Raw genomic sequence first — 23,446 nt, 5'->3', positions numbered from 1 at the left:
GTGCACGAAATCATCAATCCCACCCCGGCCGTCCTGATGCTGGAAGACGGCCGCAGCTTCCGCGGGCGTGCCTACGGCGCGCAGGGAACGGCCCTGGGCGAAGCGGTGTTCGCCACCGGCATGACCGGATACCAGGAGACCATCACCGACCCCTCCTATGCCCGGCAGCTCGTGGTCCAGACGGCCCCGCATATCGGCAACACCGGCGTAAACGGCGACGACGCCGAGTCCCGGCGCATCTGGGTGGCCGGGTACATTGTGCGCGACGCCGCCCGCCGCCCCTCCAGCTGGCGTTCCGAATCCACCTTGGACGAGCAGCTGGCGGAACAGGGCGTCGTCGGCATCTCCGGCGTCGACACCCGCGCCGTGACGCGGCACCTGCGCGAACGCGGCGCCATGAAGGCCGGGATCTTCTCCGGGGCCGACGCCGAACGTCCGGACAGCGAACTGCTCGCCGAGGTCCGTGCCCAGCAGGGTATGGAGGGCGCACGGCTGGCCGAAGAGGTCAGCGTGGACGAAACCTACCTCATTGATCCGGCGGACCACGGGTGGGCCGGCGAACCGCTGTTCACCGTCGCCGCCATCGACCTGGGCATCAAGTCCATGACGCCGGTACGCCTGGCCGAACGCGGAATCCGCACCTACGTGCTGCCCGCCGCCGCCACCTTCGAGGACATCAAAGCCCTCAACGCCGACGGCGTGTTTATGTCCAACGGCCCCGGCGACCCGGCCACCGCCGACGTCCAGGTGGACCTGCTGCGCGAAGTGCTGGACGCCCGCATCCCGTTCTTCGGGATCTGCTTCGGCAACCAGATCCTCGGCCGGGCCCTGGGCTTCGGCACCTACAAGCTGCGCTACGGGCACCGCGGGATCAACCAGCCCGTCATGGACCGGCGGACCGGCAAGGTGGAAATCACCAGCCAGAACCACGGGTTCGCCGTCGACGCCCCGCTGGACGGCCCCGTCACCGCACCCGAGGCCCGCTACGGCCGGGTGGAGGTCAGCCACGTGAGCCTGAACGACGACGTCGTCGAGGGCCTCGCCTGCCTCGATATCCCCGCCTTCTCGGTCCAGTACCACCCCGAGGCTGCCGCCGGACCGCACGACTCCGCGTACCTCTTCGACCGCTTCGTGGACCTGATGGCCGCCAGCAAGAGCAAGGAAAGCATCTAATGCCCCGCAGAACCGACCTCAAGTCCGTCCTGGTCATCGGCTCCGGCCCGATCGTCATCGGCCAGGCCGCGGAATTCGACTACTCCGGAACGCAGGCCCTGCGGGTGCTCAAGGAGGAGGGCCTGCGGGTCATCCTCGTGAACTCCAACCCGGCCACCATCATGACCGACCCGGAATTCGCCGACGCCACGTACGTGGAGCCGATCACCCCGGAGGTGGTCGAGAAGATCATTGCCAAGGAACGGCCCGACGCGATCCTGCCCACCCTCGGCGGACAGACCGCACTGAACACCGCCATCGCCCTGGACAAGAGCGGTGCGCTGGAAAAGTACAACGTGGAACTGATCGGCGCGAACATCGCCGCGATCGAACTCGGCGAAGACCGCGAGAAGTTCAAGGGCGTCGTCGAGCGCTGCGGTGCCGAATCCGCGAAGTCGATCATCGTGCACAGCATGGACGAGGCCTTCGCCGCCGCGGAGGAACTGGGCTACCCGATGGTGGTCCGGCCCTCCTTCACGATGGGCGGGCTCGGCTCCGGCCTGGCTTACAACGCCGAGGACCTCCGCCGCATTGCCGGCGCCGGCATCCAGTACAGCCCCACCTCCGAGGTGTTGCTCGAAGAGAGCATCCTGGGCTGGAAGGAATACGAACTGGAAATGATGCGGGACAAGAACGACAACGTGGTTGTTGTCTGTTCCATCGAAAACTTCGATCCGGTGGGCGTGCACACCGGCGACTCGATCACCGTGGCCCCGGCCATGACCCTCACCGACCGCGAGTACCAGAAGCTGCGCAACATCGCGATCGCCGTGATCCGCGAGGTAGGCGTGGACACCGGCGGCTGCAACATCCAGTTCGCCATCGAGCCGGACACCGGCCGCGTGGTGGTCATTGAAATGAATCCCCGCGTGTCCCGCTCCTCGGCCCTGGCATCCAAGGCCACCGGCTTCGCCATCGCCAAGATCGCCACAAAGCTTTCCCTCGGCTACACCCTGGACGAGATTCCGAACGACATCACCAAGAAGACCCCGGCGTCGTTCGAGCCCACCCTGGACTACGTGGTGGTGAAGGTTCCGCGGTTCGCGTTCGAGAAGTTCCCGGCCGCGGATCCCACGCTGACCACCACCATGAAGTCCGTGGGCGAGGCCATGGCGATCGGCCGCAACTTCACCGAAGCCCTGCAGAAGGCGCTGCGTTCGCTGGAGCAGAAGGGCTCTTCGCTGTCCTTTGATCCGGTGGATGCCGCCGACGTGCCCGGACTCATTGAGGCTTCCCGGCGGCCCACCACCGCCCGGCTGCAGCAGGTGCAGCAGGCCCTGCTGGGCGGGGCAACGATCGAGGAACTCTTCGAAGCCACCGGCATTGACCCCTGGTACCTGGACCAGCTGGTGCTCATCAACGAAACCGCTGAGCAGATCCGCGCCACGCCGTCGGTCGACGAGGACATTCTCCGCCTGGCCAAGCGGCACGGCTTCTCCGATGAGCAGATCGGTGCGCTGACCAACACCCCCGAAGCAGTGGTGCGCGGCGTGCGGCACGCCCTGAACGTGCGGCCGGTCTACAAGACAGTGGACACCTGCGCCGCCGAATTCGCCGCGTACACGCCGTACCACTACTCCTCGTATGACGAGGAGGACGAGGTGGCCGAGCACGCCAAGCCGTCCATCATCATCCTCGGCTCGGGCCCGAACCGGATCGGGCAGGGGATCGAGTTCGACTACTCCTGCGTCCACGCGACCATGGCACTGCGCGAAGCCGGCCACGAGACCGTGATGATCAACTGCAACCCGGAAACCGTTTCCACCGACTACGACATCTCCGACCGGCTCTACTTCGAGCCGCTGACCCTGGAGGATGTCCTGGAGGTCATCGCCGCGGAGCAGCGCACCGGCGGGGTCCTGGGCGTCTTCGTCCAGCTCGGCGGGCAGACGCCGCTGAAGCTGGCGCAGGCCCTGGCCGACGCCGGCGTGCCCATCCTGGGCACCTCGCCCGCCGCAATCGACCTGGCCGAACACCGCGGTGCGTTCCAGCAGGTCCTGGATGAGGGCGGACTGACCGCGCCCAAGAACGGCACGGCCGTGTCCTTCGAGGACGCCAAGCGGGTGGCGGATGAGATCGGCTACCCCGTCCTGGTCCGCCCGTCCTATGTCTTGGGCGGCCGCGGCATGGAAATTGTCTACGACGAAGCCAACCTCTCCCGCTACATCGCCAACGCCACCGAGATCACCCCGGACCATCCGGTCCTGGTGGACCGGTTCCTGGAAGACGCCATCGAGATCGACGTCGACGCGCTCTTCGACGGCACCGACCTCTACGTGGGTGGAATCATGGAGCACATCGAGGAAGCCGGCATCCACTCCGGCGACTCGGCCTGCGTGCTGCCGCCCATCACCTTCGGCACCGACGTGATCGACCGGGTCCGCGAAGCCACCCGGGTGATCGCCGCCGGCGTCGGCGTCCGCGGCCTGATCAACATCCAGTTCGCCCTGGCCTCGGACATCCTCTACGTCATCGAAGCCAACCCGCGTGCCTCCCGCACGGTGCCGTTTGTCTCCAAGGCCACCGGCGTCCAACTGGCCAAGGCCGCGGCGCTGATCGGCACCGGCAGCAGCATCGCCGAGCTGCGGGCCGCCGGGAAGCTGACCGCCGTGGGCGACGGGTCCACCCTGCCGCTGGACGCCCCCGTGGCCGTGAAGGAAGCGGTGCTGCCGTTCAGCCGGTTCCGCACACCGGAAGGCACCGTGGTGGACTCCCTGCTGGGCCCGGAAATGCGGTCCACCGGGGAGGTCATGGGCATCGACAAGTACTTCGACACCGCCTTCGCCAAGTCCCAGGCCGCCGCCAACAGTGCCCTGCCCACCGCCGGCAAGGTCTTCGTATCGGTGGCGAACCGGGATAAGCGCTCCATCATCATGCCGGTGAAGCGGATGACCGACCTCGGCTTCGAGATCCTCTCCACGGGCGGCACCGCCGAGGTGCTGCGCCGCAACGGCATTGCCGCCACCGTGGTGCGCAAGGTCGGCGAAGGTACGGGACCGAACGGGGAAGGGACCGTCGTCGACCTGATTACCGCCGGAGAAATCAACCTCGTGGTCAACACGCCTTCCGGCGGTCAGGCCCGCGGCGACGGATACGAAATCCGTGCCGCGGCCACGTCCATCGGCTGCCCCGTGGTCACCACCGTTTCCGAGTTCGGTGCTGCGGTCCAGGCAATCGAAGCAATGCGGTCCTACGAATGGGACGTGACCTCACTGCAGGAACACGCGGCCCGGTTGAAGGCAGCCGGTGCCTGAGGAGCGACCCGCTTTCGGCACACGGCTGCGCGCGGCCATGGACCGCCGCGGGCAGCTGTGCGTCGGCATTGATCCGCATCCCGGGCTGTTGGCCGAGTGGGGCCTGAACGACGACGCCGCCGGGCTGGAGCGTTTCTCCCTCAGCGTCCTCGCGGCGGTGGGGGAGCAGGTTGCAGCCGTGAAGCCGCAGGCGGCGCTGTATGAACGCCACGGATCCGCCGGGATCGCGGTCCTCGAACGCCTGCTGGCGGCCTGTTCGGACGCCGGCGTGCTCAGTATCGCCGACGCCAAGCGCGGGGACATCGGCTCCACGATGGCTGCCTATGCGGACGCGTGGCTGCGGGACGGTTCGCCGCTGGCGGCCGACGCCGTGACACTCAGTCCGTATCTCGGGTTCGAATCACTGCGGCCCGCCCTGGACCTTGCCGCTGCCAGCGGGCGGGGCGTGTTTGTCCTGGCACTGACGTCAAACCCGGAAGGGGCGTCCGTTCAGCACGTCGGCGCCGGGGGAGCGGCACGCTCCGTAGCGGCCCGGATCGTGGACGCGGCTGCGGCGGAAAACGCCGGTCCGGGAGTGGTTCCCGGGACGGAGCTGGGTTCCGTCGGACTCGTGGTGGGCGCGACCGTCGGCACGGCACTGGCCGACCTCGAGATTGACCTTGCCGCCTCGCGTGCCCCGCTGCTCGCACCGGGACTGGGCGCCCAGGGCGCAACGGCCGCCGACCTGCGCGCAACCTTCGCTGCGGCGTACCCCAACGTCCTGGCGACCTCCAGCCGCGGCATCCTGCGGGCCGGCCCCGATCCCCGGGCCCTGCGCGAGGCAGCGCTGCGGACCGGAGCGGAGCTGGCATCCGTACGCTAGCGGAGCGGCGTGTGGTGCGAAGCGGTTTCCATTGCAATTGGGCTTCGATTACGGATAGGTTCGGACCTACCAGCAGAGCCGCTGACAGCGGTGTGTCCTCGTCCGGGAGAGTCTCTTGAACCTCAAGCCACTGACCGAAGCCGAGCGTACGCTGGCCCGCGAAAAGGCCACTGCGGCCCGAGCTGTCCGCGCCGAGGTCAAGTCACGAATCAAGTCCGGTGACCTCAGCATCGAAGAAGTCATCCTGTCCCGTTCCGGAGAGGAAGCAATCGGCCGGCTGAAGGTCATGGACCTGCTGCGCGCCCTGCCTGGTGTCGGGGAGCGCCGCGCAGCTGGAATAATGGCTACGGTAGGTATCGCGCCGACCCGCCGGGTCCGGGGGTTGGGCGTGCATCAGCGCAAGGCGCTGATAGACCTGCTGGCGGGCCATTAGGCTCCGGAGGCCAGCAATAACAACGAGTGAATGAGGTTTACGTGTCGCAACCGCGGCTGACAGTTCTGGCAGGTCCAACCGCAGTTGGCAAGGGCACTGTATCCACCTATATCCGGGACAACTATCCCGAGGTCTGGCTTTCCGTCTCGGCCACCACCCGTGCCCCCCGGCCGGGCGAAGAAGACGGCGTACATTACTTCTTTGTCAGCGCCGAAGAGTTCGACGAAATGGTTGAAAAGGACCAGATGCTCGAGTGGGCAGTGGTCCACGGACGCAACCGCTACGGAACCCTGCGCCGCACCGTCGAGGCAGCCATGGCCGAGGGCCGCAGCGTGTTGCTGGAGATCGATCTGCAGGGTGCCCGGCAGGTTAAGAAGTCCATGCCGGAGGCGAATTTCGTGTTCCTGGCCCCGCCCACATGGGATGAAATGGTGCGGCGCCTGGTGGGGCGCGGAACCGAAACGTCCGAAGAGCAGCAGCAACGGCTGGAAACCGCTAAACTGGAACTTGCTGCCGAGTCCGAGTTCGATCACACCGTCATTAATGATGACGTCCAGCGGGCGGCAGCTGAGCTTGTATCACTCATGGGAATCAGTCCGCGCACGCGCTGACAAACCGCGAATCCCGTTCAAGAATTTTGGAGAACCCTGTGTCTGAAGGCATCATCAACCCGCCGATCGACGACCTGCTCGAAGCAGCCGATTCCAAGTACGCGCTGGTCATCTACGGTGCCAAGCGCGCCCGCCAGATCAACGCCTACTACTCCCAGCTGCACGAGGGCCTGTTCGAGTACGTCGGCCCGCTGGTGGAAACCAAGCTGAACGAAAAGCCGTTGTCCATCGCCCTGCGCGAGATCAACGACGGCATGCTCGTGGTGCGCCCGAACGAGAACGCCGAGTAAAGCTCAGCGAACACAAGGGGGAAGGCAGCAGCGTGCGCATAGTCCTGGGCGTCGGCGGCGGAATCGCCGCGTACAAGGCCGCGTCGCTGCTGCGGCTTTTCACCGAGGCCGGGCACAACGTCACTGTTGTCCCCACCGAATCCTCCAAGCAGTTCGTCGGCGTCTCCACCTGGGAGGCGCTCTCGGGCAACCCCGTCTCCTCCTCCGTCTTCGACGAAGTGGAGAAGGTTAACCATGTGCGGCTCGGACATGAAGCGGATCTGATCGTGGTGGCCCCGGCCACTGCGGACCTGCTGGCCCGGGCTGCCGCCGGCCAGGCGAACGACCTGCTCACCAACACCCTGCTGATGGCCCGCGGGCCGGTGGTTTTCGCGCCGGCCATGCATACCGAAATGTGGATGCATCCCGCAACCACCGCCAACGTCGCAACCCTGCGCAGCCGGGGCGCCGTGGTGCTGGAGCCGGGCATCGGGCGGCTTACCGGCAAGGACACCGGCCCCGGCCGCCTGCCGGAACCTGAGGCTATCTTCACCGCCGCACTGGCCGCCGTTAAAGCAGCCGCCGAAGCCGCCCAGCCGGCATCCGCCCCCGGCGCGCTGGCCGGCACCACCGTCACCATCACTGCCGGCGGCACCCGTGAACCGCTGGACCCGGTCCGGTTCCTCGGCAACCGCTCCTCAGGAAAGCAGGGGACAGCGCTGGCCGAAGCGGCTCTGGCGGCCGGCGCCCGGGTGCGGCTCATAGCGGCGCACATGGACGTTCCGGCGCCGAGCGGCGTCGAGCTTCTCCGCGTTGAAACGGCCCTCGAACTGCGTACCGCTGTGCATGCGGCTGCCGCGGACTCCGACGTCGTGATCATGGCCGCTGCGGTGGCGGATTTCCGTCCCTCACAGGTGGTGGACACCAAAATCAAGAAGCGCGACGACGAAGCTGATCCCGTGATCACCCTCGTCAGGAATCCCGACATCCTGCGCGAACTGGTCCAGGCGCGCGACGCAGCCGGAACACGCACCCCCAAGCTCATTGTCGGCTTTGCTGCCGAAACCGGAGATGCCACCTCCGATGTGCTCGAATACGGGCGTAAGAAGCTTGCCCGCAAGGGCTGCGACCTGCTGGTCCTCAACCGGGTCGGCAAATCCCTTGTCTTCGGCCAGGACGAAACCGAGGTGAGGATTCTCTCACCGGCAGACGCCGCAGAGGATGCAGGCGAGAGCGCTGCCGGTACCAAAGCCGACGTTTCGGCACGCATCATCGCGCGGATTTCCGCCGAGCTCGCTGCACGCACCGCCTGAGGCTGCGCACCCTGCGCGTGCTTGGATGGTCGGTGGGGCCCGGTAGAGTAAATCCCGTGACTTCTACTTCCTCTCCCGCTAAGCCGCAGTCCAATCTGCGCCTTTTCACCTCGGAATCCGTCACTGAGGGCCACCCGGACAAAATCTGTGACCAGATCAGTGACGCAATCCTCGACGGCCTGCTCAAGGTTGACCCCGAGTCCCGGGTAGCCGTTGAAACCCTGGTGACCACCGGACTGGTGCACGTCGCCGGAGAAGTAACCACCGAGGGTTACGTTGAAATCCCGCAGCTGGTGCGCGACACCATCCTGGACATTGGTTACGATTCCTCGGCCAACGGCTTCGACGGCGCCCGCTGCGGCGTGTCCGTCTCCATCGGCCAGCAGTCCCCGGAAATTGCTTCAGGCGTGTTCAACTCCCTGGAGAACCGGACCGGGAAGGTCATTGACCCCTATGACGCCCAGGGCGCGGGGGACCAGGGCATCATGTTCGGCTACGCCAGCGACGAGACCTCGGTACTTATGCCCACGCCTATCTGGCTGGCACACCGGCTCTCCGAACGCCTCACCACTGTCCGCAAGGACGGCACCCTTCCGTACCTGCGCCCTGACGGCAAGACCCAGGTCACCGTGGGGTACGACGGCGACCGGCCGGTTTCCGTGGACTCCGTGGTTGTCTCCACGCAGCACGCCGCGGAGCTGGACCTGGAACAACTGCGGGCCGACATGGTGGAGTACGTGGTCAACCCCGTCCTCGCCGGCACCGACCTCGACATCTCGGCCGTCGAGCACATCATCAACCCGGGCGGCCCGTTCGTCATCGGCGGCCCCGTCGGCGATGCCGGCCTCACCGGCCGCAAGATCATCGTTGACACCTACGGCGGATTCGCCCGCCACGGCGGCGGTGCCTTCAGCGGCAAGGACCCGAGCAAGGTAGACCGGTCCGCGGCCTACGCCATGCGCTGGGTAGCCAAGAACGTGGTTGCCGCCGGTCTGGCCCGGCGTGCGGAAATCCAGATTGCCTACGCCATCGGCATGGCCCGCCCCGTAGGCATCTATGTTGAAACCTTCGGCACCGAAACAGTTGACCCGGCCCGGATTGCCGACGCTGTGAAGGAAGTCTTCGACCTGCGTCCGCTGGGCATCATCAACGGCCTGGACCTCAAGCGTCCCATCTACCAGCGGACTGCCGCCCACGGCCACTTCGGCCGCGAGGACGAAGGTTTCACCTGGGAGCGCAAGGACAAGGTCGAGGACCTCCGCAGCTACTTCAACGTGTAGCCGGCCATGGCCGCCGACGACACCACTGAGGCCGTGCAGCTTTCCCTGCTGCACGGCTTCACGCCGTCGGCAAAACCCGTGGGCAAGGCGCAGCCGGCTTCCGCCCTGCCGATTGCCCGCGTCCTGCTGGATTCCCCGCTGCCGCACCTGGACCGTCCCTTTGACTATCTGGTCCCGGCCGACCTCGACACCGACGCTGTGCCGGGCGCCCGGGTCAAAGTCCGGTTCGGCGGCCAGGAACTCCCGGGATTCATCACCGAACGGGTGGCCGAAGCGGACACCACTGCCCGGTTGATGCCGCTGGGAAAGATAATCTCCCCGCAGCCCGTGCTTTCCCCGCAGATCCTGCGCCTGGCCGAGGCCGTCGCCGCACGCTACGCCGGAACGGTCCACGATGTGCTGCGCGTAGCCATTCCGCCGCGTGCGGCGCGGGTGGAGAAGGAATTTACTCCCGAGGCCCGGGCGGAATCCGCTGACGCCGGCTCTGGTGCCGACGGCGACTCCGGTACGGGCGGCGGCTCGTCGGCGGGACCGGCCGACGCCGTGCCCGGACCGGCCGACGCCGTGCCTGGACCGGAAGGGGCCGGAGCCAACCCGCTGACACGCTATCCGCACGGACCGCGGTTCCTGACCCATCTGGCCGCGGGCCACCGCCCCCGCGCTGTGCTCTCCTCGCTGGGCGGCTACGGCCCGCAGGACTGGCCTGCAGAAATTGCCGAGGCTGTCCGGTCCACGCTGCTCTCCGGGCGGGGCGCCGTCGTCGTCGTTCCCGACAACAAGGACCTCTCCCGGGTGCAGTCCGCGCTTACTGCCCGGATCGGGGCAGCTGCCTTTGTCCGGTTGACGGCCGAAGACGGACCCACCCCGCGCTACCGCAGTTTCCTCCAGTTGCTGCACGGTGATGTCCGCGTGGCAATTGGTACCCGTTCGGCCGCCTATGCGCCGGTGCAGGATCTCGGCCTGGCCGTTATCTGGGATGACGCAGACGACCTGCACGCCGAACAGCGGGCGCCCTACCAGCACACCCGCGACGTACTGCTGCTGCGTGCCGAGCTGGAAGACGCAGCCCTGCTCCTGGCGTCCCATTCGCGGAGCACTGAGGCACAACGGCTGGTCGCCAGCGGCTGGGCGGCCGGTATAGCCGCCGAACGTTCCACCGTCCGGACGCATGCCCCGCGGGTGGTCAGCACTACCGACTCCTTCACGATGGAACGCGATCCCTTGGCTGCCCGGGCCCGGATACCGCACGCAGCGTGGAAGGCGGCGCAGGACGGACTGACGCGGGGACCGGTGCTGGTCCAGGTGGCCCGGACCGGTTTCTCGCCGGCGTTGTCCTGCCAGGAATGCCGGGAACCCGCCCGCTGCCGCAACTGCTCCGGTCCATTGGGCCTGGCCAGCAGGAACGGTATTCCGGCATGCCGCTGGTGCGGGCGGCCGGAACCCATGTGGCATTGCGGAAACTGCGGCGGAACCCAGCTGCGGGGCTCCACCGCCGGTGCCGGGCGCACCGCCGAGGAACTGGGCCGTGCGTTCCCCTCCACCACTGTGATTTCGTCCGCCGGCGACCACATCCGGACCGAGATTCCGGACACCCCGGCCCTGGTCGTCGCCACCCCCGGAGCCGAACCCGTAGCTCCGGGCGGCTACGCCGCAGCCATCCTGCTGGACGGCAATGCGATGCTGTCCCGGGAATCGCTGCGGGCGGGGGAGGACACCCTGCGCCGCTGGTTTACGGCGGCAGCGCTGGTCCGCCCGGCAACGGAAAAAGGCCTCGTGGTTGTCACAGCCGATGATTCGGCAACGGTCGGCCATCTGCTCCGTTGGGACCCGGCTTCGGCGGCGGAACGCGAACTGGAGCTGCGGCGTGAACTGGGTTTGCCTCCGGCCGTACGGTATGCCGAACTGAGCGGGTCGAGGGAAGGGCTTGACGCGTTTATCACTCGGCTCGAGCTGCCTGAGGGTGTCCGGGCCGTGGGGCCGGCGCCTCTTGCACCCGCGGTGGTTCCGCCGTCGGGCAACTCCCAGCAACGGGACAGCAGGTCTCCGGAAGGCCAGCTGGGCGGGGCCGGTGGACGCTACCGGACACTCCTGTTTTTCCCGTACACGGCAGCACCCGCGATTACGGCGGCCCTGCGTTCTACCAAGGCTGCTGCCTCTGCACGCCGGACGGGCGATCCCGTCTACATTCGAGTGGACGGAACTGACGTCCTTTAACGTCCTTTAGGTCCAGGCGTCCGGCGGCGGGTTCCTGCGGCAGTTCTTGCTTACAGCTGGCGAGTTCCTGAAGCAATTCTTACTTCCGGCAGCTCGAGTTCCTGCAGTTGGTTCCTCTTTACCGCAGCTCGAGTTCCTGGGGCAGTTCCTACTTACAGCAGCTCGAACAGGACCGCGCTGGCGCCGAGGAGGGAAAGCAAAGCCAGCTGGGCGGCGCCGCCCAACCGGGACAACCGGCCAAACAGTCCACGGGGTACTCCGTGGATCATCCAGTACCGATGATTGACAGTTGGCAGCCTCACTGCTGCGTCCCCTTTCCCGGTCGCCGGAATCTAGTGGCTGCAGCTGTGGCTGCCACCCTCTTGCCCCGGCCCGATCCGTTTCATGGCGTACATTTCCCAGTATCCCGCCCCGTGGAAAGCGGAATTGACCGGAATCGGGGTGAAGTTTGCCACTGGGTGTGCACCGGTGGCGGGTACAACGAAGGGCTCCGGATCTCCGGAGCCCTTCGTCGTAGAAAATGTGGTCAGGGATTAGGCCCCAACGGTTTCACGGCTGGTACCTTCGACTGCGCTGCTTTCGACTGTTTCGCCGTTGATGGCGGAAGATTCCGTTGAGGTTTGGACGGCGATCTTGCGGGGCTTGGCCCGCTCAACCACGGGGATGATGACACTGAGGACGCCGTTCTCGTACTGGGCGGAAATCTGTTCAGTGTCGATCCCCTGGCCAAGGTTGAGCTGGCGCAGGAAGTTACCGGCTTCCCGTTCACGCGTGAGCCACTTGACCCCGTCCGCGTTCTGCAGTGTGCGCTGGGCCCGGATTGTCAGCAGCTGGCCGTCGACGTCAATGTCGATGGATCCGGGATCGATCCCGGGGAGATCTGCTGCGAGGATGTACTGGTCGCCTTGCCGGTAGAGGTCCATAGGCATGCCGCGCAGGGTTCCTTCGCCACGCAGTGCCTGAGCCATGCGGTCCAGTTCCTGGAACGGATCAAACTTCATAGCCATGGTGGTACCAACTCCTTCTACGTGATCGCTTTTTCAGCGGTGCCGAGATTCAGTTCCAAAGTTGAGTCAGCAACACTCAACTTGCGAAAATGAGATTAGCACTCTCGTGGGGCGAGTGCCAACTACTTTTTCTGGTGATGAATTTGTGGCCTTAGCGGCTGCCGGAGCGATCCGTCCGAACTGCCGCCAGGCGTGCCAGTTCCTGAACCTCGCCCGGGGAACCGCGCCAGGGAGCCCCGTGTCCGGGGAGCACCCATGTGGCCTCGAGGCCGGCCAGTCGGTTCAGGGAATTGAGGGCTAACGCAGGGTCATCGGTGAACGGTGCGGGCCGGATGCCGGTCTGCCCTGTCAGTACGTCGCGCGTGGTGAGGGCATCCCCGACAAAGACCGCATCCGCAACCGGAACGTACACGGCGACGCTCCCCGGAGAGTGTCCCGGCAGGGCGATGACGCGCGGTGAACCCGGAAGCGGGAGGACATCTCCGTCGGCCACTTCGGATACCTGGGTGAGGTACGTTGGGCGCCAGCCCCGCTTGCGCAGCGCGTAGGCGAAGAACCGAACCACGGGGCCCGGCCGCATGGGGCCCATTGCAGGCTTTGGCTTCTTGCCGCCGCGAGCACGGTCTGCGTCTTCGGAATGGACGAAGACGGGCACGTTCTGGCTTCGGCGCAGTCTTTCTGCAAAGCCGATGTGGTCGCTGTCGCCGTGGGTCAGGACCACCCCGCGTATGTCATCCAGGCTTCGACCCATGGATTTAAGCTCGGCGAGCAGATCGTTCCAGTGCCCGGGGAGTCCCGTGTCGATCACGGTAATCCCGTCGTCGGTGTCGACCAAATAAGCAGCCACGATGTCGTTTCCGATGCGGTGCAGATGCGGTCCAAGCTTCACGGGTCCTCCTTCTGATGACAATTAGCCGATCCGTGAGGGCTGAGTTGGCCACTGGCTTCTTGGCCCTCGCTAGCTGGTTGGCCGCCACTATAGCCACGTGCTTCCATCTGCGGCAGCCCTCCGGGGTTCACCTTTAGGCGGCCCAGACAAAATCCGCTATGCATGCTTCAACGGGGGAGTCCGGCGAACGCGCCGGGGGACGGGCCAGGGGAGGCGTCGGGTTCTCTTGCAGGTGAGCCGGGTGGTCTTGCGGACGTGCCAGCCGCGGTAGCGCCCCTGGTAAAGCAGTCCCGGGCAATGCCGTCCCGGGCAGGGGCGGAGCGGTGGAACGATACGTGTGGCCGGTCGGCGTCGTCGTGTCCACCGTGTGTCCTGCGGTCGCTGTGTCTACCGGGCGTCCGGGTCCCGCGTTGATGCCGGCGTCTGCTTCGGCCTCCGGGCTGCTCCTTCGGACTGGTTCTGCACGCCACCCGGGCGCTTCCTTTGCATGGTTACATGCCTCGCATAGTCCCTGCCCGTTGGATGCACTGGTGGGTCCGCCGCGGTTGTGAGGGCGGATATGGTCCAGATGGCGGATTGGTGCTCCGCACCAGGGCATTCGGCAGGCAGTATCCCGGGCCGCGATGAACCGTGCCAGGGACTTGGGAAACAGCCGTGCGCGGGAATCCATCGCCACCAGCTCTCCGGTGTCCGGAGCCGTGTACAGCCTCCGGACCCAGTGTTCCGCGTGCTTGTCGGAGCCGCCCATGGCTTGGTCCTTAGTCCGGCCCCGGCTGCTCTGGTGCCGTCTGCTCGGGCCCCGCCGGCTCCGGCGCCGAACCAGATCCCTAGCCCACTGCGCCGGCACCGGACCGTACCCGGGTACCAGCGCCGGTTCCGAATCGCCTGCCAGTAAGGTCCGGTCGGTCATTACCAGCTGGATCTCCACCTTCGTCGAGCCCGCATCTCCCAGCCCGGTGACCCGTTCCACCAGGGTGTCCGCCATGATCTGGCCCCGCCCCCTTGAGTCGCCGGCGGCGCGTAGCCGGTCAGCCTCGTGAGAGAGGGCTGTGTAGACGCCCACTCCCTGTGCCACGGGCAGTAATCCGGTGAGATACGTCATGGTGTCCGGCGCCGGACGGCAGGAGACAAACCGTTCAGAGGCTGCTTTCGCGGCGCGGTTCACTGCCGCCCGCGGGTCCAATCGGTATGCGGCAGCCTTGGCGCGGGCGATGATTTGCCGGTCGCCCAGGGACTCCAGCAGGCCGGCATCACCTGCCACTTCTTCATCCACTTGCCGCCGGTCTTCGAGGGAGAGGCAAGCTGTCTCGCGCACCAGGAGTGTGGCCCGCCATTCGCTGATCTTTCCGAAGGACAGAGCCTGCATTGTGTACGGCATCTCCGAGGTCAGGGCTTTTGCCAAGCCGAGCAGCCGTCCGCCCTTGTTGGCGGATTCCCGCCGGGCCAGTGCGATCTGTGAAGCTACCCCTCGCCCCAACTCTTCCTTCCGCAGGCCGGCGTGTTTCTGCTTGCTCCGCTGTGAGGCGTCGAATGCCGCTGCGATCCGTGCCTGCGCTGCGGCAGCGGCACCCTTCAGTTCCTCAAGCGCCCGCAGTTGGTCGATCAGTTCCGAATCCGATGCGATTTCCGAAACTGAGCCCTCCGGCGTCGGAAGGGAGTTAGGTTCGAACTCAGCTGCCAAGTACTCCACCCAGGCGTCAAACACTGCGGATTGGGCCTCCAGCGGGCCCCTCCGATGATGATCAACCGATGGCAGATATTCGAACATGTGTTCGAGTCTAGTGTTCTGTTTGACTGCATAAAAGGCCAAAACTACGCGACTCAATACCTGTTTTTAACGGGCACTGTGCGCTGTGGGAACGGCGGCGGTTACAGACCCAGATGGTCCTCCGGAGCCGGTTGCACCGCGCTTCGGAGCTCATTAGATGCCCTCGCTGCGCGACAAGCCCACGCCGAGCGACAGGCCCTCACGCGGCCACCCCTCAGGCGGCCAACCCTCTCCCCGCGGCCACCCCTCACCACGCCAGCCCGCGCCGGGCGACCAGCCAGGCGTAGATCAGCCGTGCCGTATGCCTCCCGTGGCTGCGCAGGTGCGGGCTTGATGCCACCTCGGGCTTGCAGCCCGAGTCGATCATGCAGTTGAGCAGCGACGCCAGCCACGCGTCAATATGGTCAGCTGGGACGTCCCGGGTAAGCGCCGACCGCCGGAGTTCGGCGTCGACGTCGAACCCGTCACCACGCACGTAAGGAAGTACCCCGACCCAGTCCAGCCAGGGAGCGCCGGTCCCGAGGAAATTCCAGTCGCAGAACAGTGCCTGCCCGGAGCTGATCAGGATATTGTCCGGGCGCAGGTCTCCGTGAAGGACTGCATCACCTGCCAGGGCCTCGGGACACAGTTCCAGCAGTCCCGAAAACGTCCGTGCCTGTTCGGCACTCAGCGTCGGCAGGAACCACGGAGCCGGACCGCCCTCGGCTACCGGCTCGAAAGCGGAGGGTATCCGGGCCATGTCTTCTGCAACGGGACGGCCGGCAGCATCCTGCGGGAAGTTCGCCAGGAGGCCGGCGGCGGTGTTGCAGGAGTCCTCGACGGCGAGCAGGTCCGCGCTGGTCCACGGCTGGCCGGGCATGCGTCCGTCCACCGCCTCATAAACGAGCAGCTGCCAGTCGGTGCCCTCCGCCGCCAGGCATTCGGCGGCAAGCAGCGCCGGCATGGGCATGCCCGCAGGCATCAAGGGCACCACCTGCGATTCGCGCACGTATGACCGGTAAGTGACAGTGTCCGACGCCGGTGCCGCCTTCACGAAGACGCGCACCCCGGCGTCGTTCCCGAGAACCGCGGCGAAACCGGGCGTGAAGCCGCCGCCCGCCGGCTGCACCGATGTGATGCTGCCGCCCAGATATGTACGGAGCCGCAACTGCAGGACTGCCGGCAACTCGGCCCAGGGACGTCTGGCGGCCGTGCGGCGGTAATCGGGGATGCTCTGCATTCGGAACAGCCTAGGGCAGCACTTGTACCCAAGCAGGCAAGGGCGCATCCAGCGAGCCGCCACAAACAGGTTGTGCACAATTGAATTGTGCCCTACGGTGGGCTCATGAACGAATCCCTACAGCGGCAGGTGTGCTTCTCGCTGTACTCCGCCTCCCGGGCGGCTACGGCCCTCTATCGTCCGATGCTTGAAGAGATGGGGCTGACCTACCCGCAGTACCTGGTGATGTCGCTGCTCTGGGAGAAAGACGCCCAAAGCGTCCGGGACCTGGGCGAGGCACTGGACCTGGACTCCGGCACGCTTTCGCCGCTGCTCAAGCGGCTGGAGGCAGCGGACCTGGTGCAGCGGCGTCGTGCCGTCGAGGACGAGAGGCGCGTCCGTATCAACCTCACGGATGCCGGACGCGCACTTCAAAATGACGCCAGGAACCTGCCGGACCGGCTCGCAGCCTCCGCCGGACTGGCACCGCAGGACCTGCAGAGCCTGCAGGACACACTCGCCAAGGTTACTGCCGCACTGCGGCAGGCCGCGGCGAAGTGACGGCACCAATACCCGGCACCAATACCTACCATCAACCCCGACAGTAAGGTTCATTCCATGAGCAGTTACCCCGAAACCGGCCGCGAAATCCAGCTTGCTTCCCGCCCCGACGGGTGGCCGACGGAGCAGAACTTCCGTCTGGCGGAGGTACCGGTACCCGAACTGCAGGAGGGCCAGGTCCTGGTCCGCAACCTGCACATGTCCGTGGACCCGTATATGCGCGGCCGGATGAATGACGCGAAGTCCTATGTACCGCCGTTCCGGCTCGACGAAGCGCTGGAGGGCGGCGCCGTCGGTGAAGTCGTGGAGTCACGCTCACCGGACCACAAGCCGGGGGACAAGGTACTGCACGGCCTCGGCTGGCGCGACTATGCCGTCCTTGACGGGCGCCGTGCACGTGTCATCGATACGGACGCCGCTCCGGCCAGCGCGTACCTCGGGGTGCTGGGCATGACCGGCCAGACCGCCTATGCCGGCCTGACCAAGGTGGCGGAATTCAAGGAAGGCGACGTCGTCTTCGTCTCGGGAGCCGCGGGCGCCGTGGGTTCGCTGGTCGGGCAGATCGCAAAGGCCATGGGTGCCAAGAAGGTCATCGGCAGTGCCGGTTCCGCCGAAAAGGTCCAGCGGCTGCTCGACCTGGGCTTCGACGAAGCGTTCAACTACCACGACGGTCCCGTGAAGGATTCGCTGAAGAAGGCTGCCGGGGCCGACGGCATTGACGTCTACTTCGACAACGTGGGCGGCGAGCACCTGGAAGCGGCCCTGTCGGTGATGAACAAGTTCGGGCGGATCGCCATGTGCGGCGCCATTTCGCAGTACAACGATGCGCCTGTCGGCCCGCGGAACCTGGCCATTGCCATCGGCAAGGAAATCACGCTCCGGGGGTTCCTGGTGGGCAGCTACAACCAGTACGCGGACGAGTTCGCCGCGCTGATGACCCGCTGGATGCAGGACGGCCTGGTCCGCTATGACGAGACGTTCGTGGACGGACTCGAAAACTCCCCGCAGGCCTTCATTGACCTGATGAAGGGTGCCAACAAGGGCAAGATGATCGTGAACCTGGGCAAGTAGGGATCAACGACGACGGCGGCGGCCGGGGAACAGGCGGACAGCCTCCCCGGCCGTTTCCATGAGCTGGGTGGCAGAGGCACCCCAGCTGTAGTCGGCGGCCCGCTGCACGCCGGCGTCGGACGCCTTCTGCCAGCGCCCGGGCTCGCCAAGCTGCCGTACGGCCCCGGCGAAGGCGGACGGATCATCCGGATCCACCAGCACCGCCGCACCGCCGGAAACCTCGCGGAAAATCGGAATGTCACTGGCAATCACCGGTGTGCCCACGGCCATTGCCTCGATCACCGGCAGCCCGTAGCCCTCGGCTTTCGACAGCGTTACCAGGGCCGTGGTGCGTCGCAGGAGGGCGTCATACTCCTCATCGGTGACCCCGTTGTGGAACCTCACGCGCGCTCCGGCGGGAATCAGCGCCTCAAGCTCGCTTCGCCGCGCATCGGAGATCCGGCTCAGCAGGTGCAGCGTGAAGTCGGGCAGGTATTCCATGCCGCGGATGATGGTCTCCACGTTCTTGTACGGCATGAAGGACCCCATATACAGCAGCGACGCCTCGGCCTTCGCATCCGGGTCCCGCGGCACGGCACCCGCCTGGGGTGCGTTGGCCACTATCCGGACGGGGCGTTTCGTCAACCGGTGGCGGGACATCAGCTCCCGCGTAGTCCCGCTGATGGTGGCAACGACGTCGGCCCTGTCCAGCAGCAGCCGCTGCGGCCAGTAGGCCAGATGGTACAGCCGCCACAGCCAGCGAACCGCCGGCGGAAGGAACGACGGCGGCGTCGGGTTCTGGTAATAGATCAGGTCATGCAGGGTCAGGATCAGCGGATACTTCCGGCCCCAGCTGCCCATGGTCTGCATCGGGCAGAAAACCGCGTCGGCACCCAGCCGGTTGATCCGGAAAGCCACGAACAGTTCCGCGGGGGAAAGCGGGCTGTTGACCTTCACCCACGGCAGGTCCGGGAGCAGGCCCAGCTGGCGTTCGTCCGAAATCAGCATCACGACGTCGGCGTGCCGGCTCACCGCCTCGATCAGGCTGGCGCCGTAGCGGCTGATGCCGTCGTGGTGGTCTGTGCGGGTAAACCGTGCGTCTACGGCCAGGCGCATCCTCATACATGCCTCCGCGACAGGAAATCCTCGATCTTGTCGGCTGCCTCAGCCGGCTTTTCATAGTGCACCAGGTGGCCGACACCGGGGAGCATCTGCAGTTCCGCGTCGGGGATCCGATCCGCAAGCAGGCGCTGTCCCCGAACCGATCCGATGTCGTCCTGTTCCGCCGCGATCAGCAGCACCGGCATGGAAAGCTGCGCGGCGACGTCGCGCACCGTGGCCGAAATGGATGCCCGGAAGGCATCCAGGACCACCCGGCGGTTCGCGAAGGCGCTGAAGTACGCATCGTGCTGGGCATGGATCCAGCGGCGCAGGCCCGGGTCCTTCGTCTTTGCCATCAGCATGCTCATGCCCCGGACAATGACCGGGCTGCGGAGCAGTGCCATGCCGGATTTCTCCGGCAGTGCCGCCGCCAGCCGATAGTAGAGTTCAGCCGCCTTGCTGGTGATCCCCTTGGGACCCTCCAGTGCAGGCTCGCAGATCGGGTTGACGAGCACCAGCTCACTGATCAGCTCCGGCGACTGGGCCGCCAGGTGCGCGGCAATGATGGAGCCGAAGGAGTGGCCGAGCAGGACGGTGTCCGCACCCAGACCCAGGTCCGCCAGTGCTTCGCGGACAAATGCGGTGTAGGCGGGGACATCGTGCGGGCCGGGAAGGGCGGCTCCGGCGCCGAAACCGGGAAGGTCAGGCACCAGGACACGGTGGCGGGGGAGTGCTTCGACAACCCGCAGCAGTCCGTGGTGGTCGCCGCGGAACCCGTGGACCATGAAGATCGGCGGCAGGCCGGCGTCGTCCTCCGTTACCGGCGCGAAGTCCCGGCAGACCTGCTCGGTGCCGTACACGGAAAAGGACCGTACTGCGGCCTTGCGGGAGAAAGGCGCAGGGGCGCCCGACGGCGTCAACGAACTCCGCGCTGCAGTACCGGACATTCAGTTCACCTCGTCGGGATTCGATCCGGACCGCTGGCCCCGGTCCAGTCCGTTCAACGCCGTCCGGTGATCGTCGGTCAGCTCGAAGGAGTACAGGTCCAGGTTTCCGGCAATCCGCTCCGGACTGCTGGCCTTGGGGATAACGATGTTGCCGAGGTCCAGGTGCCAGCGGAGGATCACCTGCGCGGGGGTGCGGCCGAGTTCAGCGGCAATCCGCACAACTACCGGGTCCGCGAGGACTGCACCGCGGCCCAGCGGACTCCACGCAGCCGTTCGGATTCCGAGCCGCTGGTGCAGCTGCCGCAGTTCCTCCTGTGCCAGCCACGGGTGCAGTTCAATCTGGTTTACCGCCGGGACAATTCCGGTCGCGTCCAGCAGCTGATGCAGATGGCCGGGCTGGAAATTGGAGACGCCGATGGCACGGACCCGGCCTGCGGCGTAGAGCTCCTCCAACGCCCGGTACGTGTCGACGAACTGCCCCCGCTGCGGGCACGGCCAGTGGATGAGGTATAGATCCAAGTAGTCCAGGCCCAGCCGGGAGAGGGACGCATCAAAGGCACGCAGAGTGGAGTCGTAGCCCTGGTCGGTGTTCCAGACCTTCGAGGTAACGAAAATGTCGCTGCGCTCGGCTTCGTTCGCGCGGACGAAGGTGTTCACGGCCTCTCCCACCCCGGCTTCATTGCCGTACAGGGCCGCCGTATCGAGGTGCCGGTAGCCTGCCCCGAGCGCCTCAAGGCACAGCCGGGCGGCGTCGTCGGCCGGGATCTTGTAGGTGCCGAAGCCGACCTGATCCATCATGACGCCGTTATTGAGCGGAACTCGAGCTGCAGGCTGCATATGACGACTTTACCGAGGTGCGGGCACGGTGCCGAATCGTGCCCTGACTACCTGTTTCGCCGCGTGAAGATTGGCGTGGCGCCAAACAGGTCGGCTAAGGTAATGGCGCTTCTTGCAAAAGATTGGTTGCATAGAAACCAACAGTCCGCCCTCCCACTTGGGTCGCGGACAGATACGAATGATCGGAGGAGTCGATGGTGACTCTCGGAGAAGTTTTCATCAGTGAGCTGGCCGGAACGGCCATCCTCATTATTCTGGGCTGCGGTGTCGTGGCCAACGTGGCGCTGGCAAAAACGAAGGGTGCCGGCGGCGGGTTCCTGATGGTCAACTGGGGGTGGGCCATCGGTGTTTTTGCCGGCGTGTATGCGGCCGCTATTTCCGGCGCACACATCAACCCCGCCGTCACGGTAGGTCTCTGGGCGGCAGGCAATGAGGAATTCGCGCCGGGCGTCGAGGTCTCCTTCGGCGCGGCCATGGTTTACTTCGCCGGGCAGATGGCCGGTGCCATCATTGGTGCCTTTGTGGCGTGGCTCGCCTACAAGAAGCAGTTCGACGACGAGCCCGACGCAGCCAACATCCTGGGTGTCTTCTCCACCGGTCCGGCTATCCGGTCCTACGGCTGGAACGTTGTGACCGAGGTCGTAGGCACCTTCGTCCTCGTCTTCACCATCGTTGCCTTCGCAGGAACCCCCACGGAGCTCGGCCCGCTGGCCGTGGCCCTCGTGGTGCTCGGCATCGGCGCATCGCTCGGCGGCCCCACCGGCTACGCCATCAACCCGGCCCGTGATCTTGGACCCCGCATCGTGCACGCCCTGCTGCCCATCCCGGGCAAGGGCAGCAGCGACTGGGCCTACGCCTGGGTGCCCGTCGTCGGTCCGCTGATCGGCGGCGCACTCGGCGGCTGGATCGGCGCCCAGATCCCCCTCCCGCTTCCGGTATAAGCGCAGCGGCAGTCCTCTTGGCCTGCCACCCCAAAGACCCCCACCGCAAGGAGCAGAAACAATGCCTGACAATCCCAGGTACATCATCGCCATCGACCAAGGCACCACCAGCAGCCGGGCCATCGTCTTCGGCCACGACGGAAACATCATTTCCACCGGGCAGAAGGAACACGAGCAGATCTTCCCGCACGCCGGCTGGGTGGAGCACGATCCGATGGAGATCTGGACGAACGTCCGCGAAGTTGTCGGCAGTGCCCTGTCCAAGGCCAACCTGACCCGGCACGACATTGCCGCCGTTGGTATCACCAACCAGCGTGAGACGGCAGTGGTCTGGGACCGCAACACGGGTGAGCCCGTCTACAACGCCATTGTCTGGCAGGACACCCGCACGCAGCCCATCGTCAACGAGCTGGCGGAAAACGGCGGCCTGGACCGCTTCAAGGACACGGTCGGCCTGCCGCTGGCCACGTATTTCTCGGGCACGAAGATCAAGTGGATCCTGGACAACGTAGAGGGGGCACGTGAACGGGCAGAGGCGGGGGACCTCATGTTCGGCAACACGGACTCCTGGATTGTCTGGAACCTCACCGGCGGGACCGACGGAGGCGTGCACATCACCGATGTGACCAATGCCTCCCGCACTCTGTTCATGAACCTTGAGACACTCACCTGGGATGAGGACATTCTCAAGGAATTCGGGATTCCGCGGTCGATGCTGCCGGAAATCAAGTCCTCCTCCGAGGTCTACGGCATGGTTGCAGGCTCGCAGCTGCTGCGCGAAACCCCGGTGGCCGGCATCCTCGGCGACCAGCAGGCCGCCACGTTCGGCCAGGCCGCGTTCGAGAAGGGCAATGCCAAGAACACCTACGGAACCGGCTGCTTCCTGATCTTCAACACCGGCGAGGAGATTGTCCGTTCCGAGAACGGCCTCATCACCACCGTTGCCTACCAGCTGGGTGACGCCAAGCCGGTCTACGCCCTCGAGGGTTCCATTGCCGTCACCGGGTCCCTGGTGCAGTGGCTCCGCGACAACCTGGGCATCATCAACAGCGCTCCGGAAATCGAAGAGCTTGCCCGCAAGGTGGAGGACAACGGCGGCGTATACATTGTGCCCGCATTCTCCGGACTGTTCGCACCGTACTGGCGTGCGGATGCCCGCGGTGCGATGGTGGGCCTGACCCGCTACGTGAACAAGAACCACATTGCCCGGGCCGCACTCGAAGCCACCGCGTTCCAGACCCGGGAAGTGCTCGACGCCGTGAACGCCGACTCCGGTGTCCCGCTGTCCGAGCTGCGGGTGGACGGCGGCATGGTTGCCAACGATGCCCTGATGCAGTTCCAGGCAGACATTCTCGGCGTGGACGTGGTCCGGCCCAAGGTCATCGAGACCACTGCCCTGGGTGCTGCCTACGCCGCAGGCCTGGCTGTCGGGTTCTGGAACGGCACCGACGAGCTCGAGCAGAACTGGGCCGAAGGCAAGCGCTGGACCCCGCAGATGGATGACGCTGAGCGTGAGCGCCAGATGCGTCTCTGGAAGAAGGCCGTCACCAAGACCTTCGACTGGGTTGACGACGACGTTCAGTAAGTCAACGGCAGAGTAGTGAATGGCCCCGGCAGCGAGACTGCCGGGGCCTTTCGTTTCCCCGCACGGGCGGGGCCGGTTTGACCCGCACATCCACCCTTCGGTAGCGTTCGGGCA

21 protein-coding genes are annotated in these 23,446 nt (G+C 66.0%); 13 read left to right on the top strand and 8 right to left on the bottom strand.

The genetic code is table 11. The features are described 5' to 3' along the window. Positions 1-36: 36 nt before the first annotated feature. From carA to N2K98_RS09785, 9 genes are all read left to right on the top strand, one after another. On the top strand, positions 37-1,173 hold the full coding sequence (gene carA / locus N2K98_RS09825) for a glutamine-hydrolyzing carbamoyl-phosphate synthase small subunit (RefSeq protein ID WP_255865789.1): 1,137 nt from the start codon (positions 37-39) through the stop codon (positions 1,171-1,173). Then, the gene (gene carB / locus N2K98_RS09820) at positions 1,173-4,466 is read left to right on the top strand and encodes a carbamoyl-phosphate synthase large subunit (protein WP_255865693.1); all 3,294 of its coding nucleotides are present in this window, start codon (positions 1,173-1,175) and stop codon (positions 4,464-4,466) included. The genes carA and carB overlap by 1 nt, the downstream gene beginning before the upstream one ends. Continuing rightward, positions 4,459-5,328: an orotidine-5'-phosphate decarboxylase gene (gene pyrF, locus N2K98_RS09815; protein ID WP_255865691.1), complete on the top strand. Its 870-nt coding sequence runs from the start codon at positions 4,459-4,461 to the stop codon at positions 5,326-5,328. Before carB ends, pyrF begins: the two co-directional genes overlap by 8 nt. 115 nt (positions 5,329-5,443) lie before the next feature. Further along, a complete protein-coding gene (gene mihF, locus N2K98_RS09810) occupies positions 5,444-5,761 on the top strand; it encodes an integration host factor, actinobacterial type (RefSeq protein ID WP_255797586.1) in 318 nt (105 codons plus the stop codon). A 41-nt stretch (positions 5,762-5,802) separates the two neighbouring features. Further along, positions 5,803-6,372, top strand: a complete 570-nt coding sequence (gene gmk, locus N2K98_RS09805; RefSeq protein ID WP_255797587.1) for a guanylate kinase — start codon at positions 5,803-5,805, stop codon at positions 6,370-6,372. A gap of 26 nt (positions 6,373-6,398) precedes the next feature. Beyond that, a complete protein-coding gene (gene rpoZ / locus N2K98_RS09800; RefSeq protein ID WP_227921386.1) occupies positions 6,399-6,662 on the top strand; it encodes a DNA-directed RNA polymerase subunit omega in 264 nt (87 codons plus the stop codon). A gap of 32 nt (positions 6,663-6,694) precedes the next feature. Next, positions 6,695-7,954 (top strand): bifunctional phosphopantothenoylcysteine decarboxylase/phosphopantothenate--cysteine ligase CoaBC, encoded by a 1,260-nt coding sequence (gene coaBC, locus N2K98_RS09795; RefSeq protein ID WP_255865690.1) that lies wholly within the window; start codon positions 6,695-6,697, stop codon positions 7,952-7,954. Between the two features lie 56 nt (positions 7,955-8,010). Beyond that, positions 8,011-9,234, top strand: coding sequence for a methionine adenosyltransferase (metK, locus tag N2K98_RS09790; protein WP_255865689.1), 1,224 nt, complete (start codon positions 8,011-8,013; stop codon positions 9,232-9,234). A gap of 6 nt (positions 9,235-9,240) precedes the next feature. Next, positions 9,241-11,448: a primosomal protein N' gene (locus tag N2K98_RS09785; RefSeq protein WP_255865688.1), complete on the top strand. Its 2,208-nt coding sequence runs from the start codon at positions 9,241-9,243 to the stop codon at positions 11,446-11,448. A 152-nt stretch (positions 11,449-11,600) separates the two neighbouring features. Here N2K98_RS09785 and N2K98_RS09780 read toward each other — a convergent pair whose 3' ends face one another. The 5 genes from N2K98_RS09780 to N2K98_RS09760 form a co-directional block, all read right to left on the bottom strand. Continuing rightward, positions 11,601-11,750, bottom strand: coding sequence for a hypothetical protein (locus N2K98_RS09780; RefSeq protein ID WP_255797591.1), 150 nt, complete (start codon positions 11,748-11,750; stop codon positions 11,601-11,603). 231 nt (positions 11,751-11,981) lie between these two features. Further along, positions 11,982-12,455 carry an Hsp20/alpha crystallin family protein gene (locus N2K98_RS09775; RefSeq protein WP_255797592.1) on the bottom strand — a complete coding sequence of 158 codons (474 nt, stop codon included), beginning with the start codon at positions 12,453-12,455 and terminating at the stop codon, positions 11,982-11,984. A gap of 151 nt (positions 12,456-12,606) precedes the next feature. Continuing rightward, positions 12,607-13,344, bottom strand: a complete 738-nt coding sequence (locus tag N2K98_RS09770; protein ID WP_255865687.1) for an MBL fold metallo-hydrolase — start codon at positions 13,342-13,344, stop codon at positions 12,607-12,609. 133 nt (positions 13,345-13,477) lie between these two features. After that, on the bottom strand, positions 13,478-15,112 hold the full coding sequence (locus tag N2K98_RS09765; protein WP_255865686.1) for an HNH endonuclease: 1,635 nt from the start codon (positions 15,110-15,112) through the stop codon (positions 13,478-13,480). 247 nt (positions 15,113-15,359) lie between these two features. Continuing rightward, entirely contained in the window at positions 15,360-16,331 is a 972-nt protein-coding gene (locus N2K98_RS09760) for a phosphotransferase (protein ID WP_255865685.1), read from the bottom strand. Positions 16,332-16,436: 105 nt separating this feature from the next. On the opposite strand from N2K98_RS09760, the gene N2K98_RS09755 reads away from it, so the two are divergent. Both N2K98_RS09755 and N2K98_RS09750 read left to right on the top strand, forming a co-directional pair. Continuing rightward, positions 16,437-16,871, top strand: coding sequence for a MarR family winged helix-turn-helix transcriptional regulator (locus N2K98_RS09755; protein WP_255797596.1), 435 nt, complete (start codon positions 16,437-16,439; stop codon positions 16,869-16,871). 57 nt (positions 16,872-16,928) lie between these two features. Continuing rightward, positions 16,929-17,942, top strand: coding sequence for an NADP-dependent oxidoreductase (locus N2K98_RS09750; protein WP_255865684.1), 1,014 nt, complete (start codon positions 16,929-16,931; stop codon positions 17,940-17,942). A gap of 3 nt (positions 17,943-17,945) precedes the next feature. Here the strand turns inward: N2K98_RS09750 and N2K98_RS09745 are convergent, their stop codons facing one another. Genes N2K98_RS09745 through N2K98_RS09735 form a run of 3 tightly spaced genes read right to left on the bottom strand, consistent with a single transcriptional unit; the run spans position 17,946 to position 20,806 of the window. Continuing rightward, on the bottom strand, positions 17,946-19,037 hold the full coding sequence (locus N2K98_RS09745) for a glycosyltransferase family 4 protein (protein WP_255865788.1): 1,092 nt from the start codon (positions 19,035-19,037) through the stop codon (positions 17,946-17,948). A gap of 2 nt (positions 19,038-19,039) precedes the next feature. Further along, a complete protein-coding gene (locus tag N2K98_RS09740) occupies positions 19,040-19,969 on the bottom strand; it encodes an alpha/beta fold hydrolase (RefSeq protein WP_255865683.1) in 930 nt (309 codons plus the stop codon). Next, the gene (locus tag N2K98_RS09735; protein WP_255797599.1) at positions 19,970-20,806 is read right to left on the bottom strand and encodes an aldo/keto reductase; all 837 of its coding nucleotides are present in this window, start codon (positions 20,804-20,806) and stop codon (positions 19,970-19,972) included. Between the two features lie 197 nt (positions 20,807-21,003). On the opposite strand from N2K98_RS09735, the gene N2K98_RS09730 reads away from it, so the two are divergent. Both N2K98_RS09730 and glpK read left to right on the top strand, forming a co-directional pair. Further along, positions 21,004-21,747, top strand: a complete 744-nt coding sequence (locus tag N2K98_RS09730; protein WP_229951808.1) for an MIP/aquaporin family protein — start codon at positions 21,004-21,006, stop codon at positions 21,745-21,747. Between the two features lie 61 nt (positions 21,748-21,808). Then, positions 21,809-23,332, top strand: coding sequence for a glycerol kinase GlpK (glpK, locus tag N2K98_RS09725; protein ID WP_255797600.1), 1,524 nt, complete (start codon positions 21,809-21,811; stop codon positions 23,330-23,332). The last annotated feature ends 114 nt before the right edge of the window (positions 23,333-23,446 follow it).

The organism is Arthrobacter jinronghuae, assembly GCF_025244825.1.
Classification (GTDB): domain Bacteria; phylum Actinomycetota; class Actinomycetes; order Actinomycetales; family Micrococcaceae; genus Arthrobacter_B; species Arthrobacter_B jinronghuae.
The sequence above is the reverse complement of the archived record's forward strand: the minus strand, read 5'-3'. Positions and strand labels throughout refer to the sequence as shown.

Coding starts and splice junctions, on each gene's coding strand:
- carA (WP_255865789.1), top strand. CDS start 37: ATGCTGGAAGACGGCCGCAGCTTCCGCGGGCGTGCCTACGGCGCGCAG.
- glpK (WP_255797600.1), top strand. CDS start 21,809: ATGCCTGACAATCCCAGGTACATCATCGCCATCGACCAAGGCACCACC.
- N2K98_RS09785 (WP_255865688.1), top strand. CDS start 9,241: ATGGCCGCCGACGACACCACTGAGGCCGTGCAGCTTTCCCTGCTGCAC.
- N2K98_RS09765 (WP_255865686.1), bottom strand. CDS start 15,112: ATGTTCGAATATCTGCCATCGGTTGATCATCATCGGAGGGGCCCGCTG.
- N2K98_RS09750 (WP_255865684.1), top strand. CDS start 16,929: ATGAGCAGTTACCCCGAAACCGGCCGCGAAATCCAGCTTGCTTCCCGC.
- N2K98_RS09775 (WP_255797592.1), bottom strand. CDS start 12,455: ATGGCTATGAAGTTTGATCCGTTCCAGGAACTGGACCGCATGGCTCAG.
- carB (WP_255865693.1), top strand. CDS start 1,173: ATGCCCCGCAGAACCGACCTCAAGTCCGTCCTGGTCATCGGCTCCGGC.
- N2K98_RS09760 (WP_255865685.1), bottom strand. CDS start 16,331: ATGCAGAGCATCCCCGATTACCGCCGCACGGCCGCCAGACGTCCCTGG.
- N2K98_RS09755 (WP_255797596.1), top strand. CDS start 16,437: ATGAACGAATCCCTACAGCGGCAGGTGTGCTTCTCGCTGTACTCCGCC.
- N2K98_RS09740 (WP_255865683.1), bottom strand. CDS start 19,969: ATGTCCGGTACTGCAGCGCGGAGTTCGTTGACGCCGTCGGGCGCCCCT.
- N2K98_RS09745 (WP_255865788.1), bottom strand. CDS start 19,037: ATGCGCCTGGCCGTAGACGCACGGTTTACCCGCACAGACCACCACGAC.
- N2K98_RS09735 (WP_255797599.1), bottom strand. CDS start 20,806: ATGCAGCCTGCAGCTCGAGTTCCGCTCAATAACGGCGTCATGATGGAT.